This is a genomic window from Monashia sp. HAY1-5C (genome assembly GCF_056755255.1).
On record NZ_JBPGXG010000029.1, the window covers coordinates 21,050 to 36,811 of the forward strand.

The following is a 15,762-nucleotide window of genomic DNA, read 5'->3' on the forward strand; positions in this document are numbered from 1 at the left end:
CCGCCGCCGCACGCGTGGTCAGGTCAGGCCGAGGCGGTCGACGACGAGGTCGGCGATGGCCAACGACGCGGTGGCGGCGGGGGAGGGCGCATTGCGGATGCAGAACACCGGGCCCACGCGGCTGAAGCGGAAGTCCTCCACGAGCGAGCCGTCGGCGTCCATGGCCTGTGCCCGTACGCCGGCCGGGGCCGTGAGGACGTCCGAGGTCCGCAGCTCGGGCACGTACCGACGGACCCGGGCGACGTACGTCCGCCGGCTGAGCGAGCCCGCGAGCTCGTGCAGCCCGGTGCGCACGTTGGCACGCGCGAAGCGTCGGAACCCGGGTGATGCCGCGAGCCGGCGCAGCTGGTCGAGGTCGACGTCGCCACGACGATAGCCCTCGCGGGCGGTGGCCAGGACGGCGTTGGGTCCGAGGAGCACCTCGCCGTCGGTGCGCCGGGTGAGGTGCACGCCGAGGAACGGGTACCGCGGGTCGGGGACCGGGTAGACGAGGCCCTTGACGAGGTGGCGCGCCTGCGGACGGAGGCGCAGGTACTCGCCACGGAAGGGCACGATGCGCGGGTCGGGGCCGTCACCCCCGAGCACCGCGAGCCGGTCGGCGCCCAGACCGGCCGCGAGGACCACGACGTCGGCGGTGACCACCCGGCCGTCGGACGCGGTCAGCCGGACCGGTTCCGAGCCCCCTCGGCGCACGTCGACGACGTCGAAGTCGGTGACGAGCGTGGCACCCGCGCGCGACGCGTCCTCGAGGAACGACCGCGCGACCGCGCCGAAGTCGGTGACGGCGGTCGTCGGGGACAGCAGGGCGGCGCGTCCGGCGACGTGCGGCTCGACGGCTCGCAAGCCGTCGGGCCCCAGACGCTCGAGGCCGGGGACGCCGTTGGCGCGGGCCCGTCGCTCGAGCTCCCGCAGCCGCAGCTCCTCCTCGGCGTCGAGCGCCACGACGACCTTGCCCAGCTCGTCGTAGGGCAGGCCGCGCTCGCGGCAGTACGCGGAGAGCCTGCGCACGCCCTGACGCGAGAGGCGTGCCTTGTCCGAGCCCGGCGCGTAGTAGACGCCGGCATGGACCACCCCGCTGTTGTGGCCGGTCTGGTGCCGGCCGGGCGTGGCCTCCTTCTCGACGACCGTGACCACGGGACGCGGGTCGAGCGAGACGAGCCGGCGCGCCACCGCGGCACCGACGATGCCGGCGCCGACGACCGCGACGTGCGTCCGGCTCACACTCCGGTCACCCGCTCTGCTCGACGGCCTCGACGTCGGCCCGCGTGGCCGGGACGACGTGCGCCGCGTACGGCTCGCGGTGCCGAGCGACCCAGGCGCGGATGTACGGGCACAGGGCGACCACGACGCGTCCTGACTCGATCGTCGCGTCGAGGGCCGTCCGCGCCAGCCGGCTCGCCAGGCCGTGGCCCTCCAGCTCGGGGCGCACCTCGGTGTGGAAGAAGACGACGCGGTCGGGACGCCCGTCGTGGCCCGGCACGACCTCGTACTGGGCGATGCCGACGACGCGCTCACCGTCGCGCACCTCCCAGCGTCCGGCGGCGGTCGCGTCGACGACGGTGAAACGGTCGGCATCGACGTCCGGCGGTGCCGGTGCCGGGTCGGTGGCTGCGACGGGGCGGCCGTCCTCCGGGGGGCTGGCAGGCTCGGTCATGGGCCCAGCATGGCAGGGTGGCGTCATGGCGAAGTACTTCGACGTCCACCCGGTGGACCCCCAGCCTCGAGCCATCCGCCAGGCCGTCCAGGTGCTGCGCGACGGCGGCCTGGTCGCCTACCCGACCGACTCCTGCTTCGCCCTGGGCTGCACCCTCGACAACCCCGAGGGCAAGGAGCGCATCCTGCGGATCCGGCAGCTCGACGACAAGCACCACTTCACGCTCGTCTGCGCGGACTTCGCGCAGCTCGGCCAGCTCGTCCACCTCGACAACGCCGTGTTCCGCGCCGTCAAGGCCGCGACGCCCGGGCCCTACACCTTCATCCTGCCGGCGACCCGCGAGGTGCCGCGCCGCCTCCTGCACGCGAAGAAGAAGACCGTGGGCGTCCGCATCCCCGAGCATCCCGTCGTGCGCGAGCTGCTCCGCGAGCTGGGCGAGCCGGTCCTGTCGAGCACCCTGCTCATGCCCGGCGACGACGAGCCGATGACGGACGGCTGGCAGATCAAGGACCGCCTCGACCACGTGGTCGACGCCGTCATCGACTCGGGGGAGTGCGGACTCGAGCCGACCACCGTCGTCGACTGGTCCGAGGGCCACCCCGAGGTGACGCGGGTGGGGGCCGGTGACCCCTCGCCCTTCGCGTGAGCGCGTGCGGCGCGCTCCGGTCGCCGCTGTCGCGCTGCCATCGACCCCGCCGACAAGGACCTGGCTGCGGACCTGGCTGCGGACCTGGCTGCGGACCTGGCTGCGGACCTGGCTGCGGACCTGGCTGCGACACGGGCCGCGCTCGCGTGGTCCCCACTGTCGCCGCGTCGCCGCGTGGGGTTCAATCGGGCCATGAGCCACGCGCCGACGAAGGAGTCGATGACGGCACTGCTCGCGGGGCTCGACCCTGCCGAGCGGGAGACGATCCGGCTGCGGCTCGACCGCTGGACCGACGACCTCGTCGCGGCGCTCGCCACGCTCTACCCCGGGCGCGACGTGTCCGCGCTGGCGCTGCGGCTCATCGGGCGGGCCGTCGCCGGCTTCCGCGACCGTGACCCCGAGCTGCGGCGCCTCGACCAGAAGCGCCTCCTGCGTCCGGACTGGCTCCAGCAGCCGGACATGTTCGGCTACGCCTGCTACACCGAGCGGTTCGCCGAGGACCTGCGCGGCCTCGCCGGCCACCTGGACTACCTGCGCGACCTCGGCGTCACCTACCTGCACCTCATGCCCTTGCTCCTGCCGCGTGACGGCGACAACGACGGCGGCTACGCCGTCGCCGACTACCGACGCGTGCGACCCGACCTCGGCGACGTCGAGGACCTTCGCGAGCTGACCCGCGCCCTGCGCACCGAGGGCATCTCGCTCGTCCTCGACCTCGTCCTGAACCATGTCGCCCGCGAGCACGAGTGGGCCCGGCGCGCCCGCGCGGGGGAGCAGCACTACCGCGACTACTTCCACATCTACCCCGACCGCGTCATGCCCGACGCGTTCGAGCGCACCCTGCCCGAGGTCTTCCCCGACTTCGCGCCCGGCAACTTCACGTGGGACGACGAGCTCGGAGCGTGGGTCTGGACGACGTTCAACGAGTGGCAGTGGGACGTCGACTGGGGCAACCCCGACGTCCTCGTCGAGTACGCGGAGATCGTCCTGCACCTGGCCAACCTCGGAGTCGAGGTGCTCCGGCTCGACGCCATCGCCTTCACGTGGAAGCGCCTCGGCACCAACTGCCAGAACCAGCCGGAGGTGCACGCGGTGGCCCAGGCGCTTCGCGCGGTGGCGCGCATCGCGTGCCCGGCGCTCGCGTTCAAGGCCGAGGCGATCGTCGGCCCGCGCGACCTCGTCCAGTACCTCGGCCTGGGACCCCACGCCGGCCGGGTCAGCGACCTCGCCTATCACAACAGCCTCATGGTCCAGGTCTGGTCGATGCTCGCCACGGGTAGCACGACGCTGGCCCGGGTCGCGCTCGCCGCCCTGCCGCCGACGCCCCCGAGCGGCACGTGGATCTGCTACGTCCGCTGCCACGACGACATCGGCTGGGCCATCGACGACGAGGACGCCGCGCGGGCCGGGCTCGACGGCTTCGCGCACCGGCGCTTCCTGTCCGACTGGTATGCCGGCGAGTTCCCGGGGTCCTGGGCGCGCGGCCTGGTGTTCCAGGCCAATCCGCTCACCGGGGACAAGCGGATCAGCGGCACCGCCGCCGCCCTGACCGGGCTGCAGGCCGGGGAGGACGACGGCGACCGGCTCGAGCGAGACCTCGGCCTGGCGCGTCTCTTCCTCGCGCACGCCGTGGTGGCCGGCTGGGGAGGTATCCCCGTCGTGTGGAGCGGTGACGAGCTCGGCCTGCCCAACGACCCGCTGTGGGACCTCGAGCCGGGTCACGAGGACGACAACCGCTGGGCGCACCGTGAACGCCTCGACTGGGAGGTCGCCGCCCGGCGGGGGGACCTGTCGACCGACGCGGGGAAGGTGTTCCAGGGCCTGCGACACCTGGCCCGGGTGCGGGCCGGGCTGCCGCAGCTGCACGCCTCGGCGCCGGTGACCGTCGTCGCCGACACCGACGACGGTGTGCTCGTCGTCGTCCGTTCGCACCCGAGCGGGCCGATGGTCGGCGTCTACAACGTGACGCCGACGTGGCGCACCGTCGAGGTGCGCCACCTGCACGAGGCGGGCATCGCACAGCCGGTCGACGCGCTCGGCGGGCACCCCGTGTACGCCGGGCCGGACGGCATGGCCGCGCTGAGTCCGTATGCCGCGTGGTGGGTCGTCGACGCGTCCGTCTGAGGGCTCGCCGCCGCGAGGGACGCGGACCCCTGGCCACCTCCTTGGTAAAGGTTGTCCGATAACCTTTACCAAGGAGGTGGCGACATGGCGGTCATCTGGCCCGCGCTCGGGTGGCGCAGCGTGCCCTGGCAGCCGATCGAAGGGCTGCTCGACCTGTCGCGCCGGGCGCTGCGAGCCACGCCCCGCACCTACGACGCGGCCCTCGTCCCGGCCGTGGCGGCCGCCCCGCTCATGCTGCCGGGGGACCTGGCCGCGGACCTGGACGAGGCGACCCGGCTGCTGGCCGCGTTCGACGCCGGCGGAGCGGGGGAGATCGCCCCGTTCGCCGCGGTCCTGCTGCGCTCGGAGAGCGCCGCGAGCTCGCAGATCGAGAACCTCACGTCCTCGGCCCGAGCCCTCGCCGAGGCCGAGATCGGGGAGGGCGACCGCGCGAACGCCTCGCTCATCCTCGGCAACGTCCGGACGATGCAGGCCGCTCTCGACCTCGCCGGCCGCCTGGACGAGTCGGCGATCCTCGCGATGCACCGGGCCCTCATGGCCCAGCAGGCCCGCCACGCGGCAGGGGAGTGGCGCACCGAGCAGGTCTGGGTCGGCGGCTCACCCCTGCACCCCGGCCGGGCCGACTACGTGCCGCCCGTGGCCGCGGACGTCCCGGGCCTCGTGGCCGACCTCGTCGCCTTCATGGACCGCGACGACCTGCCGCCACTGGCCCAGGCCGCCCTCGCGCACGCCCAGTTCGAGACGATCCACCCGTTCACCGACGGCAACGGCCGGACCGGTCGGGCCCTGCTGCACTCGGTGCTGCTGCACACCGGCGCGATCCACCGGGTCACGGTGCCCATCTCCGCCGGCCTGCTCGCCGTCCGCGACGAGTACTTCTCCGCCCTGACCGCGTACCGGGCCGGTGACGCGGAGCCCATCCTGCGGTGTGTCGCCGGTGCCGCGCGCAGCGGGGCCCACGTCGGCGAACGACTCGTCGGGGCGCTGCGAGACGTCCGTACGGAGTGGGAGGAGCGCCTCACGGCCCGTGCGGGGTCCACCGCTCGGGCAGTGCTCGACCTCCTCGTCCGCCAGCCCGTCGTCACGGCGCGCGTCGTGGCCCGCGAGCTCGGCGTCACGGCGCCGACCGCGCAGTCCGCGATCCAGCGACTCGTCGGCGACCAGATCGTCGTGGAGTCGACCGGACACCGGCGCAACCGCGTGTACCGGGCGCCTGATGTGCTCGCCGCGCTCGACGACTACGCCGCCGGCCTTGGCCGTCGGGTTCCGTGATCGAGTTCCATTGCGCCACAACATGATTCGCCCATAATCGACATTATGATGTTCGCTGGCAGGCGAACTCGAGGCTCACCAGGTGTCGATCCACGTGCCGTGCGGGTGCCCGACACCGAAGACGCTCGGCCGACCCTCGGCGCCGTCGACCCAGCATCGCAGTCCGAGCACCGTCGGGCCCTCGCCGCCCCGCGGGTGATCGGGCAGGCCGGGCACGCAGCCCGGCGGCTCCGCCGTGAACCACGTCAGCCGCGGGACCGACCCGGCGATCCGGGCCAGCTCGGCGCCGAGGGCCGCCCGCCGCTCGCGCTCGACGTAGGTCAGCGCCCACGAGCTGAACACGACGAGGTGTTCGGCGACACCCGCGTCCGAACCGGCGCGCGCGTCCTCCAGCGCCGCGTCCACGGCCCGGGCGACGTCCTCGACGATGTCGCCCCGCAGGACGAGGGGAGGGTCCGCGCGCAGCACCTGCCGGGCGGCCTCGAACCGCTCGACCCGGCCCGGCACGTCCGGCCACAGGCACGCGCGCAGCCAGCGCACGGCGTCCTCGTCCTCGAGCCCGACGGGGTCGCGGTCGAGGCCGGCGCGCCCCGCCACCTGCGGCAGCGGTCCGAGGGCCGGCCGGCGGGCCGAGCGGTCCAGGCCCTCGCACCGGACGCGCGACGCGGCGTCGCCGACCGTCGCACGCGCACCGTCCCGGGTGGTCGTCGTCACGGCGTACCGGTCGACACCGAGCAGCAGCCCAGCGCTCGCCCCGAGCTCGACGAGTGCCACGCGACCTGGTCCGGCCGCCTCGCGGGACCGCGGACCCGAGCTGCCCGCCGCTGCAGCGAGTCCCGCTGCCACGTAGACGCAGCGGTTGACCTCGTTGGTCTGCGTCGTCCGCGTGGCGACGGTCCGACGCAGCTCGTCGGCGTGGTCGAGGACGGTCGCGCGCACGTCGGGCCACGGGTCACCGGTGGCGACGGCAGCGCGCCCGACCACGCTGGCGTACCACCGTGCAGCCGGCACGTCGGGCCGCTGCAGGACCAGGTCGTGCAGAGCCGCGAACCACAGCACCGGACGGGCCTGACCGGGCTGGGCCGCCACGAGCAGCCCGGCCGTCTGCGGGTCCTCCGCGACGCGTCGGCTCACCGTGCCGTACAGCGGCAGGGAGGCGTACTCGGCACCGAACTCGCGAAACCGCCGACGCACCCGGTCGAGGCGCTCCACGTCGGCCCCGCCGTCCTCGTCGCGCGCCCGGCCCGGCTCAGAAGCCGGTCGCACCGTCGACCCGTTCCCGGACGAGGTCGGCGTGCCCGTTGTGGCGGGCGTACTCGCCGATGAGGTGGAGGTAGACGAAACGCACCGAGAAGGGCTCGGCGCCGGAGTGCACGACCTCCTCGAGGTCGTGCACGGCTGCCACGGCGTCGGCCTCGCGCCACTCGTCGAGGAGGGCGGCGTAGTCGTCGGCGGCGCCCTCGGGGTCCAGCTCGTCGAAGTCGCGGTCGACGCCCTCGCCGAACCCGTGGAGGGGCGCGACGTCCTGGCCACCGACACGCTGGCGCCACCAGACCCGCTCCACCTTGCGCAGGTGGCGCAGCAGGCCGAGCAGGCTGATCCCGGACGGGTCGACCGCGCGGATGGCCAGTTGCTCGCCGGTCAGGCCGGAGCAGATCGCGAGCAGCGTGGTGCGGTGGTGGTCCAGCAGACCGGCGAGCAGCTCCGGCTCGCGCGCCACGAGCGAGCCGTCCGGCCGCTCGACGACCGGTGCCCTCCACGGGGCGTCGGCGCTCGTCGATGTCGTCGTCACGGGTCCTCCGGGGGTCAGGGTGCTCGCTCGAGCAGGACGGCGACCTCGTGGTGCGAGGTCTGCGGGAACATGTCGAAGAGGCGCGCCTCGCGGGGGCGCAGGGACGGCATCGCGGCGAGGTCACGGGCCAGGCTCTCGACGTTGCAGCTGGAGTACACCACGTGCGATGCCTCCGACGCCTCGAGCCAGGCTGCGAGCCGGGGGCCGATGCCGCGCCGGGGCGGGTTGACGACGACGAGCGAGGCGGAGGCCGGGGTCGCGGGCAGCAGGTGCACCTGCGTGGCGTCACCCACGGTGAACGCGAGGTCGGCCCGATCCGCTCCCGACGCGGGGAGCCGCTGGGCACTCCGCCGAGCCGACGCGACGGCCTCCGGCGCCACCTCGACGCCCCGCACGACGCGGTCCCGGCGACCCGGCGCGACGGCTGCCTGGAGCGCGAACCCGCCCACGCCGCAGTAGAGGTCGAGGACGACCGCCGGGTCGACTCGCGCCACCCAGCTCCGGGCCTGTCGGTACAGGGCGCCGGCGACCCCGGTGTTCGTCTGGAAGAAGCTCGCCGGTCGCAGGAACAGCTCGATGTCGTCGAGGCGCATCGGCAGGACGTCGGCGTCGGTCAGGACGATCTCTACCTCGCCCTCGGTGACGGCCTTGTGCTCGGGCTGGAGGTTCACGGACACGACGCGCACCCCGGGCAGGGCATCGAGGATGACGGGTAGCCGGGACCGCAGCAGGGCCACGTGCTTCTGGGACCGCAGGACGAAGCGGAGCATGACCTCCCCGTCGGGGGAGTGGGTCAGCAGCACGTGCTTGACCTCGCCCCGCCGGGCGGGCACGTCGTAGGGCTCGAGGCCGAGGACGTCGAGGAGGCCGGCGACGCGTGGCACGAGCTCGGCGAGCCCGGGCTCGTAGAGGCCGCAGTGGCGCAGGTCGACGCCGTGTCCGTCGCGGTCGAGGATGCCGACGGTCGTGGCACCGGGGGAGCCGCCGACGACGAGCTTGGCCTTGTTGCGGAAGTGTGACTCCGGGCCGGCATGGGCGGGCAGCCACCGGACGCCCGGGGCGAGCGGAGCCAGGACGCCGGCGACGTGCCGCTGCTTGTCCGCCAGCTGGTCGGCGTACGGCAGGCCCATGAGGCTGCACGAGCGGCAGCGCGCGGCGTCGAAGTAGTCACACTGCATCGGGGTCAAGGCTACGGTCGCGGGCGGTGGTCTACCGCGAGGGGTAGAGGACCCGATCCTCTGAAGTGACATAATGTCGATTATCGGCGTTATGGAGTGGCCGTCGGGCACGCCGAGGTGGGCGTCAGGCGTGCCCACCCGACCCGACGACGCGAAGCCACGTCCGCAACGAGCTCTCCAGCGCTCTGCGCTGCACGGGCGTCAGCCCGGCCAGCAGGGCGTCGTCGGCCGCCATGACCCCGCCGATGATCTCGTCGACGCGCTCGCGGCCTCGTGGCGTCAGCCGCACGTGCACGGTGCGTCGGTCCGGCTCCTCACGGACCCGCTCGACGAGCCCCAGCCGCTCCAGTGCCGCCACGCGCTGCGTTGTCGCGCCCGGCGTCACCCGGCAGCGCCTCGAGAGCTCACCGGCCGTCAGACGGTACGGCGCGCCGGCCCGGCGCAACGTCGCGAGGACGTCGAGGTGGCTCTGGTCGAGCTCGTGGGCGGCCAGCGCCCGCGACCTGCCGTCGGCGACCATCGCGGCCAGGCGCACGAGCGGCGTCACGATGCCGACCGACGACACGTCGACGTCCGGGCGCTCACGCCGCCACGCGTCGACGACCGCCTCGACCTCGTCCCCCGTCACGTCCTCCACCACCAATACTTTAGCGCTAAATCGGCTGGCCGGCGCGGTCTCGCGGTGGGAACATCGTCGGCACCAGGCGTCGGGCCCGCGTCGGGCTCCGACGCACGAGGGGTGATGCCGCATGGAGCTGTCCACGTTCTACGCCGTCGTGTCGGCCACGTGCTTCACGCTCGTCGGCCTGTGGTGGTCGGCCGTCGACCGGCGCCGTGAGCTGCTCCGCTCCCCCACGACCCGGCGACTCGTCGGCGGGGTCTACCTGACCTTCCTGCTGCCCGGCGTCATGGGCCTGTTCGCCCAGGTGGACCCGGGGCGGCCGGGCGTGTGGCGCACCACCTTCGGTGTCGTCGCACTCGTGGGCGCGTGGTCGACCGTCCGGCTCGTCCGGGCGGACCGTCGCCCCGGGGCCCGTGGTCCCTTCCAGCGTCACCGGTGGCTCGTCGCCCTCCTCTTCCTCGTCATCCTCGCCCTCGGCGTCGCCCCCGAGCTCGCCGCGCCCGCCGGGCTGAGCGGTCTGCAGGCTGCCGCGATCGCCATCTCGTGCCTCGTCGTGCTCGCCCACGGGCTCGCGTGGGAGCTGCTGACGACCACCGGCCTCGAGGACGCTCAGGGCGACGCAGCGGACGACCGGCGCCCCGCGACACCCTGACGAGCACGTCCTCGAAGCTCGGGACGCTCCGCGGCCCCGTGGCCCGACGGCGTGTTGAGGCGGTGCCGGGGCCCAGTCCCGCCGCGTTGTGGGACGCTCCTGCCATGTCCGACGTCGCCGTCAACGCTGCCCGACCGGAGACGCGGGAGCAGCGGTCCTGGTACTGGTACGACTGGGCCAACTCCGCCTACGTGACGACCACGGCCACCGTGCTCATGGGTCCCTACCTCACGGCCATCGCCAAGCAGGCCGCCTGCCCGGGCATCGCCGACGGGGTCGACTGCACGACCGACCTGTCCGTCCTCGGCATCCCGGTGGCGGCGGGGTCGCTCTACGCATACACCGTCACGGTCTCGACGATCATCTCCGCGCTGATCCTCATCGTCATCGGCGCGATCGCCGACCGCAGCGCCCACCCGACGCGGCTGCTGACCGCCTTCGCCTGGGCCGGGGCCGTCGCGGCGAGCCTCATGTTCCTCGTCGCCGGCACCAGCTGGCAGCTGGGCGTCCTGCTCATCCTCGTCGCGAACCTGTGCCTCGGCGCGTCCCTGGTCATCTACGACTCCATCCTCATCCGCATCGCCAACGAGAACGAGCGCGACCGGGTCAGCTCCAAGGGCTGGGCGCTGGGCTACCTCGGCGGCGGCATCCTGCTCGCCCTGAACTTCGGCCTGCTCACCTTCGCCGGGACGCTCGGCATCAGCGAGGGCACGGCGGTGCGCATCAGCCTCCTGTCCGCCGGCCTGTGGTGGGGAGCCTTCACGGTGATCCCGTACCTCGGCCTGCGCCACCTCACAGGAACGGTCACGACGCCGGTCGACCGTCCGGCCGGCGTCGTCGGGGGCAGCCTCAAGCAGCTAGCGAGCACCTTCCGGGACCTGCGCCACTACCCGCAGACGCTGCTGTTCCTCCTCGCCTACCTCTTCTTCAACGACGGCATCCAGACGGTCATCGGCAGCTCGAGCCTCTACGGCCAGGAGGAGCTCGGGTTCGGGCAGAGCACGGTGCTGGGCGTCTTCCTGTTCGTCCAGTTCGTCGCCTACGGCGGTGCGCGCCTCTTCGGCCTGGCCGCCGCCCGCATCGGAGCCTGGCGGACCGTGCTCTACGGCATCGCGCTCTGGACCGTCGTGGTCGTCATCGCGTTCTTCGTACCGGCCAGGCAGCTGGTGCTCTTCGTCGTCCTCGCGCTGCTCATCGGCATCGTCCTCGGCGGCACGCAGGCGCTGTCGCGCTCGCTGTACAGCCAGCTCATCCCGCGGGGGCGCGAGGCCGAGTACTTCAGCCTGTACCAGGCCATGGAGCGCGGCACGAGCTGGCTCGGCACCCTCATCTTCGGTCTCGTCTACCAGTTCAGCCACAGCTACCGCTGGGCCATCGTGGCGCTGGTCGTCTTCTTCGTCGTCGGTGGCGTCCTGCTCTCCCGGGTCCGGATGCGCGAGGGCATCGAGCAGGCCGGAAACCCGGTTCCGGCGGTCATCTGAGGCCCACCTACAATTCGCGACCCGGCGGGAACAAGTCAACCGTTTCGGTCGTTCATGCGTCTGTGAGGGTAAGACACCTGCAGGGGTGTCGTCAGAGGCAGGATGTCTGGAGGGGTCCACATGGCCGATCGAGCACTTCGCGGTTCCAACCTCGGGGCGAGGAGCATGGAGTCGGACGACAACGTCGTCCCGAGTGAGCGACAGATCACGGTCTACGTGTGCCCGGAGGGCCACCGTACGGAGCTCCCGTTCTCCATCGAGGCCGACGTGCCTCCGACGTGGGAGTGCCGCTGCGGCCTGGACGCCAAGCTCCAGGGCGGCGGCCCCGAGCCCGAGGCGAAGCCGGTCAAGCACCAGCGCACGCACTGGGACATGCTCCTCGAGCGTCGCTCGATCCCCGAGCTGGAAGAGCTGCTGGAGGAGCGCCTGACGCTGCTGCGCGAGTCGCGCGGTGAGAAGCCGCGGCGGCGCAAGAGCGCCTGACGCCCTCCCGCAAGGACCACCGAGGAGCCCGCCCCGTTCGTGGGGGCGGGCTCCTCGTCGCGTCGACCGTCAGCGGTCGTCGTCGATGATCTCGCCCTCGACGACCTCGTCGCTCGAGGTCGAGCGCGTCGGGCCCGTCGGTGGTGCCGTCGTGCCCCAGCCGGGCCGGGCCGTGACCGCCGGGCCGCCGAAGCGCTCCGCCGAGGCGAGCAGGTGACGGCTGACGACCGCCTCCACCAGGCGCCGGGCCACCGGTCGCGTCACGGGCAGCACGAGCAGGAGGCCGATGACGTCGGTCACGAACCCCGGCGCGAGCAGGAGCGTCCCGCCCACGAGGACGACGACGCCGTCGGCGAGCTCCCGGGCGGGCATCCGGCCGCTGCGCAGCGCGCGTACCAGGGCGTGCCAGGCCCGCGCGCCCTCGCGCCGGATGAACCACGCCCCGAGCAGGGACGTCGCGAGCAGGAGCAGGAAGGTCCACCAGCCGCCGATGGCGTGGCCCACCGCGACGACGACCGCGATCTCGACGACCGGCACGACGAGCAGCGCCGCGAGCGCCACCCGGGAGGGACGCAGACGGCGACCGCCACCTGCACGGCCACGCGGCGGGGGCGTCACGTCCGCTCCCCCACCGGAGCCGGCGTCTCTCGACGGGCGGAGACGAGCCCCCGCACCTGCCCGACGCGGTGCTGGATCCCCCAGCGGGTCACCGACGTCAGCGCTTCACGGACGATGTCTCGCCCCATCTTCGACACGCCCACCTCGCGCTCGACGAAGGTGATCGGCACCTCGACCACCCTCAGGCCGGTCCGGACCGCGCGCAGGGTCAGGTCGATCTGGAAGCAGTACCCCTGGGACTGGACGCCGTCGAGGCCCATGGCCTGCAGCGCGCTCGTGCGGTAGACCCGGTAGCCGGCCGTCGCGTCGTTGACGTGCATGCCGAGCATGATCTTGGTGTAGACGTTGGCGCCGACCGAGAGCACCTTGCGGTGCACCGGCCAGTTGCGCACCTCGCCGCCGCGCACCCAGCGGGCCCCGATGACGAGGTCTGCGCCCGCGAGCGCCGCCAGCAGCGACGGCAGCTGCTCGGGCAGGTGGGAACCGTCGGCGTCCATCTCGACGGCGGCGTCGTAGCCCTCGTCCATGACGAGGCGGAAGCCGGCGAGGTAGGCCTGGCCGAGTCCCTGCTTGCGGTCGCGGTGCACGACGCGGACCTGCGGGTCGGACGCCGCCAGGGCGTCGGCCACGGCACCCGTGCCGTCGGGCGAGCCGTCGTCGAGGACGACGACGTCGGCCTCCGGCGCGCTGGCCCGCACGCGAGCGACGATCCCAGCCAGGTTGTCGCGCTCGTTGTACGTCGGGATGAGCACGGCCACCCGGGTGACCGGCTCACGCTGCGTCGTCGTCATCCTCTTCCTTCGTCTGGTGCGGCGCCCGGGTCGGCGCCGTCCGGCGGCCCCTCCGCACGCCCGGCAGGGGCAGGACGAGCAGGACGAGCAGCGCCGCCGCGGCGACCCCCTCGGGGACCTCCCCCACCCGGGTCGCCAGCGTCGTGGCGTCCCGCAATGGTAGGGCCCCGCGGACCACCGCCTGTGTGAACAACGACGTCACCTGGCGGGCGGTTCCGTCCGGGAGGATGAGGGCGCTCTGGCCGACCGTCGAGACGTGCACGACCGAGCGACCGAGCTCCATGGCACGGATCCGGCTGATCGCCAGCTGCTGGGGCGACTCGGCCGTGTACCCGAACGTCGCGTTGTTCGTCTGGACGACGAGGACGTTGGCGCCCGAGGTCACGACGTCGCGCATGATGTCGTCGTAGGCCACCTCGAAGCAGATCGCGAGGCCGGCGCGGACCTGTCGGCCGTCCGCCGCCTCCACCGTGAAGACCCCCGGGCGGCTGCCCTTGGCGAAGTCGCGCCTGACGAGGTCGACCTCGCGGCTGAAGGTGCGCCAGAACGCCCGGTCCGGGATGTACTCGGCGAACGGCACCGGGTGGCGCTTGACGTAGCGGTCGGTGTTGCCGCGCCCGGGGGCGAAGAGCAGCGACACGTTGGACAGCTTGCCGGCCGGCTCCTCGAGCAGGCCGCCGACGACGAGCGGCCGGTCGAGGTACTCGACGGTCTGGAGGATGAGCTGCTTGGCGTCGGCGTTGCGCAGCGGGTCGATGTCGGAGGCGTTCTCGGGCCAGACGACGAGGTCGGGTGCCGGCGCCCGACCAGCGGTGACGTCCTGCTGGGCCTTGATCGTCGCTGCGACGTGGTTGTCGAGGACGGCCCGCCTCTCGGCGTTGAAGTCCAGACCCGGACGCGGCACGTTGCCCTGCACGCCGAGGAACTGCTCGGTGGGCCCGTCGGTCGGCAGCGGGACGGCCAGGCCGGCCAGGCCCAGCACGAGCGCGCCCGCGAGCGGAGCCAGGTCTCGACGCCGCGGGCCCGACGGGGCCGCCGCCGGGGTGCCGACCGCGTCGGCCCGGGCGCCCCGTGCGAGCAGCCGCTGGGCCGCGAGCGCGAGGAGGCCGCCCGTGAGCGCGACGACGAAGGCGACGAAGGGCGTGCCGCCGAGGGCGACGAGGCGACCGAAGGTGCCGTCGGCCTGCCCGAAGGCGATCTTGAGCCACGGGAACCCGCCGTACGGGGCGCGGGCGCGCAGGCCCTCGGCGACCACCCACACGAGGGCGAACGCGAGCGGTCGCACCCGCCCGGACCGGCTCAGCCAGCCGTAGAGCGCGCCGGCCAGCCCGAGGAACAGCGCCTCCAACGTCGCGAGGGCGATCCACGGGACGGCACCGACGTAGATGCCCGACCACGACAGGGTCGGGACGAAGAACACGAGGCCGGAGGCGGTGCCGAGCAGCAGGCCCCGACGGCCCGGCCGGAGCGGCCGGCGCCGATCCGCACCCCCGGGCAGACCCGCGGGCGCGCCGGTCCAGGCGCCGGCCATGAGCGCGAGCGCGAGCGGCGCCGCCCACCACCCGTCGAACGTGGGGAACGCGAAGCAGAGGAGACCCCCACCGGCCACCGCGAGGCCGAGGGGCGCGAGGTGACGCCGCACGGGCATCACCGTATGTCGTCGGGGCCCGGACCGCGGAACCGGCTCGGCGCTCGAGCGAGGTCAGGGGATGACGACGACGCCGCGGGCCGTCGTCGCGACCAGGGGCGGGTCGAGCACGTCGGCGGCCGACGCACCGCGCTCGGGCGCCCCCCGGCCGACGACGCGGACCTCGAACTCCATCTCACGGCTGCGGCGCCCGACGCGGACGATCTCCGCCGAGACCTCGATGACGTCACCGGCCCGCACCGGTGCCCGGAACTGGACGTCGCTGTAGGAGGCGAAGAGGCCCTCGTCGCCGTCGGTCCGGATGCACATCTCGGTCGCGACGTCGCCGAACGCCGCGAGGGAGTAGGCGCCGTCGACGAGGTTGCCGGCATAGTGCGCGTGGCTGTACGGCACGTAGCGGCGGTGGGTGACGCGTCGTCCGACCTCCGCCGTCGTCGCGCGCGGGGCCGGCGTTCCAGCGCTGCTCGTGCTCGTCGTGCTCGTCGTGCTCGTCGGGTCGCTCATCGTCTCGCCTTTCGCCGGGTCATCTCGTGCACGAGGTAGCTGGCGACCTCGCCGGGGGTCGTGCCGCGGCCGAAGACCCGGTCGACGCCGAGGGCCTTCGCCGAGCCCTCCTCGAACCGGGGGCCACCCGCGACGAGGATCGGCACCTCACCGGCCGGGTACGCCTCGCGGAAGGCCGCCGACATCTGGGTCGTGTTGTGCACGTGGGCATCCCTCTGGGTCACGACCTGGCTCACGAGGACGGCGTCGGCCCTCTCGGCCTGTCTCTTATACACATCTGACGCTGCCGACGACGGA

16 protein-coding genes and 1 pseudogene are annotated in these 15,762 nt (G+C 73.5%); 6 read left to right on the forward strand and 11 right to left on the reverse strand.

Features of this window, described 5'->3' with window-relative positions:
- Window positions 1-18: 18 nt before the first annotated feature.
- Both lhgO and ACR9ZK_RS06715 read right to left on the reverse strand, forming a co-directional pair.
- Window positions 19-1,221, reverse strand: coding sequence for an L-2-hydroxyglutarate oxidase (gene lhgO, locus ACR9ZK_RS06710; protein WP_481341114.1), 1,203 nt, complete (start codon window positions 1,219-1,221; stop codon window positions 19-21).
- A gap of 7 nt (window positions 1,222-1,228) precedes the next feature.
- A complete protein-coding gene (locus ACR9ZK_RS06715; RefSeq protein ID WP_481341115.1) occupies window positions 1,229-1,654 on the reverse strand; it encodes a GNAT family N-acetyltransferase in 426 nt (141 codons plus the stop codon).
- A 25-nt stretch (window positions 1,655-1,679) separates the two neighbouring features.
- Between ACR9ZK_RS06715 and ACR9ZK_RS06720 the strand changes: the two genes are divergently transcribed.
- The 3 genes from ACR9ZK_RS06720 to ACR9ZK_RS06730 all read left to right on the forward strand — a co-directional run bounded on the left by ACR9ZK_RS06720 (window position 1,680) and on the right by ACR9ZK_RS06730 (window position 5,696).
- A complete protein-coding gene (locus tag ACR9ZK_RS06720; RefSeq protein ID WP_481341116.1) occupies window positions 1,680-2,300 on the forward strand; it encodes an L-threonylcarbamoyladenylate synthase in 621 nt (206 codons plus the stop codon).
- 192 nt (window positions 2,301-2,492) lie between these two features.
- Entirely contained in the window at window positions 2,493-4,424 is a 1,932-nt protein-coding gene (locus tag ACR9ZK_RS06725) for an alpha-amylase family protein (RefSeq protein ID WP_481341117.1), read from the forward strand.
- Window positions 4,425-4,508: 84 nt separating this feature from the next.
- Entirely contained in the window at window positions 4,509-5,696 is a 1,188-nt protein-coding gene (locus ACR9ZK_RS06730; protein ID WP_481341118.1) for a Fic family protein, read from the forward strand.
- 75 nt (window positions 5,697-5,771) lie between these two features.
- On the opposite strand, the gene ACR9ZK_RS06735 is transcribed toward ACR9ZK_RS06730, so the two are convergent.
- From ACR9ZK_RS06735 to ACR9ZK_RS06750, 4 genes are all read right to left on the reverse strand, one after another.
- Window positions 5,772-6,962 carry a DUF2332 domain-containing protein gene (locus ACR9ZK_RS06735; protein ID WP_481341119.1) on the reverse strand — a complete coding sequence of 397 codons (1,191 nt, stop codon included), beginning with the start codon at window positions 6,960-6,962 and terminating at the stop codon, window positions 5,772-5,774.
- A complete protein-coding gene (locus ACR9ZK_RS06740; protein ID WP_481341120.1) occupies window positions 6,946-7,488 on the reverse strand; it encodes a DinB family protein in 543 nt (180 codons plus the stop codon). The genes ACR9ZK_RS06735 and ACR9ZK_RS06740 overlap by 17 nt, the downstream gene beginning before the upstream one ends.
- Window positions 7,489-7,502: 14 nt before the next feature.
- On the reverse strand, window positions 7,503-8,666 hold the full coding sequence (locus tag ACR9ZK_RS06745) for a methyltransferase domain-containing protein (protein WP_481341121.1): 1,164 nt from the start codon (window positions 8,664-8,666) through the stop codon (window positions 7,503-7,505).
- 124 nt (window positions 8,667-8,790) lie between these two features.
- On the reverse strand, window positions 8,791-9,303 hold the full coding sequence (locus tag ACR9ZK_RS06750; protein WP_481341122.1) for a MarR family winged helix-turn-helix transcriptional regulator: 513 nt from the start codon (window positions 9,301-9,303) through the stop codon (window positions 8,791-8,793).
- 112 nt (window positions 9,304-9,415) lie between these two features.
- Between ACR9ZK_RS06750 and ACR9ZK_RS06755 the strand changes: the two genes are divergently transcribed.
- The 3 genes from ACR9ZK_RS06755 (at window position 9,416) to ACR9ZK_RS06765 (ending at window position 11,904) form a co-directional block, all read left to right on the forward strand.
- Window positions 9,416-9,940 carry a hypothetical protein gene (locus ACR9ZK_RS06755; RefSeq protein WP_481341123.1) on the forward strand — a complete coding sequence of 175 codons (525 nt, stop codon included), beginning with the start codon at window positions 9,416-9,418 and terminating at the stop codon, window positions 9,938-9,940.
- Between the two features lie 104 nt (window positions 9,941-10,044).
- A complete protein-coding gene (locus ACR9ZK_RS06760) occupies window positions 10,045-11,421 on the forward strand; it encodes an MFS transporter (protein ID WP_481341124.1) in 1,377 nt (458 codons plus the stop codon).
- A gap of 120 nt (window positions 11,422-11,541) precedes the next feature.
- Window positions 11,542-11,904: an RNA polymerase-binding protein RbpA gene (locus ACR9ZK_RS06765; RefSeq protein WP_481341125.1), complete on the forward strand. Its 363-nt coding sequence runs from the start codon at window positions 11,542-11,544 to the stop codon at window positions 11,902-11,904.
- A gap of 69 nt (window positions 11,905-11,973) precedes the next feature.
- Here the strand turns inward: ACR9ZK_RS06765 and ACR9ZK_RS06770 are convergent, their stop codons facing one another.
- The 5 genes and pseudogenes from ACR9ZK_RS06770 to ACR9ZK_RS06790 form a co-directional block, all read right to left on the reverse strand.
- Window positions 11,974-12,522, reverse strand: coding sequence for an FxsA family protein (locus ACR9ZK_RS06770; RefSeq protein ID WP_481341126.1), 549 nt, complete (start codon window positions 12,520-12,522; stop codon window positions 11,974-11,976).
- Window positions 12,519-13,313 (reverse strand): polyprenol monophosphomannose synthase, encoded by a 795-nt coding sequence (locus tag ACR9ZK_RS06775; RefSeq protein WP_481341127.1) that lies wholly within the window; start codon window positions 13,311-13,313, stop codon window positions 12,519-12,521. Before ACR9ZK_RS06775 ends, ACR9ZK_RS06770 begins: the two co-directional genes overlap by 4 nt.
- Complete coding sequence (lnt, locus tag ACR9ZK_RS06780; RefSeq protein ID WP_481341128.1) at window positions 13,294-14,961, reverse strand: apolipoprotein N-acyltransferase; 1,668 nt, start codon at window positions 14,959-14,961, stop codon at window positions 13,294-13,296. Before lnt ends, ACR9ZK_RS06775 begins: the two co-directional genes overlap by 20 nt.
- Window positions 14,962-15,015: 54 nt before the next feature.
- Window positions 15,016-15,465, reverse strand: a complete 450-nt coding sequence (gene kal, locus ACR9ZK_RS06785; RefSeq protein ID WP_481341129.1) for a 3-aminobutyryl-CoA ammonia lyase — start codon at window positions 15,463-15,465, stop codon at window positions 15,016-15,018.
- Window positions 15,462-15,762, reverse strand: a pseudogene (locus ACR9ZK_RS06790) (lysine 5,6-aminomutase subunit beta); the annotation flags it as partial. The gene kal and the pseudogene ACR9ZK_RS06790, both read right to left, overlap by 4 nt.

Bases quoted from the DNA above. Each gene is read 5' to 3' on its own strand.
- ACR9ZK_RS06755 (WP_481341123.1), top strand. From the start codon at position 9,416: ATGGAGCTGTCCACGTTCTACGCCGTCGTGTCGGCCACGTGCTTCACG.
- ACR9ZK_RS06760 (WP_481341124.1), top strand. From the start codon at position 10,045: ATGTCCGACGTCGCCGTCAACGCTGCCCGACCGGAGACGCGGGAGCAG.
- ACR9ZK_RS06730 (WP_481341118.1), top strand. From the start codon at position 4,509: ATGGCGGTCATCTGGCCCGCGCTCGGGTGGCGCAGCGTGCCCTGGCAG.
- ACR9ZK_RS06725 (WP_481341117.1), top strand. From the start codon at position 2,493: ATGAGCCACGCGCCGACGAAGGAGTCGATGACGGCACTGCTCGCGGGG.
- ACR9ZK_RS06715 (WP_481341115.1), bottom strand. From the start codon at position 1,654: ATGACCGAGCCTGCCAGCCCCCCGGAGGACGGCCGCCCCGTCGCAGCC.
- ACR9ZK_RS06765 (WP_481341125.1), top strand. From the start codon at position 11,542: ATGGCCGATCGAGCACTTCGCGGTTCCAACCTCGGGGCGAGGAGCATG.
- ACR9ZK_RS06775 (WP_481341127.1), bottom strand. From the start codon at position 13,313: ATGACGACGACGCAGCGTGAGCCGGTCACCCGGGTGGCCGTGCTCATC.
- ACR9ZK_RS06720 (WP_481341116.1), top strand. From the start codon at position 1,680: ATGGCGAAGTACTTCGACGTCCACCCGGTGGACCCCCAGCCTCGAGCC.
- lnt (WP_481341128.1), bottom strand. From the start codon at position 14,961: ATGCCCGTGCGGCGTCACCTCGCGCCCCTCGGCCTCGCGGTGGCCGGT.
- ACR9ZK_RS06745 (WP_481341121.1), bottom strand. From the start codon at position 8,666: ATGCAGTGTGACTACTTCGACGCCGCGCGCTGCCGCTCGTGCAGCCTC.
- kal (WP_481341129.1), bottom strand. From the start codon at position 15,465: ATGAGCGACCCGACGAGCACGACGAGCACGACGAGCACGAGCAGCGCT.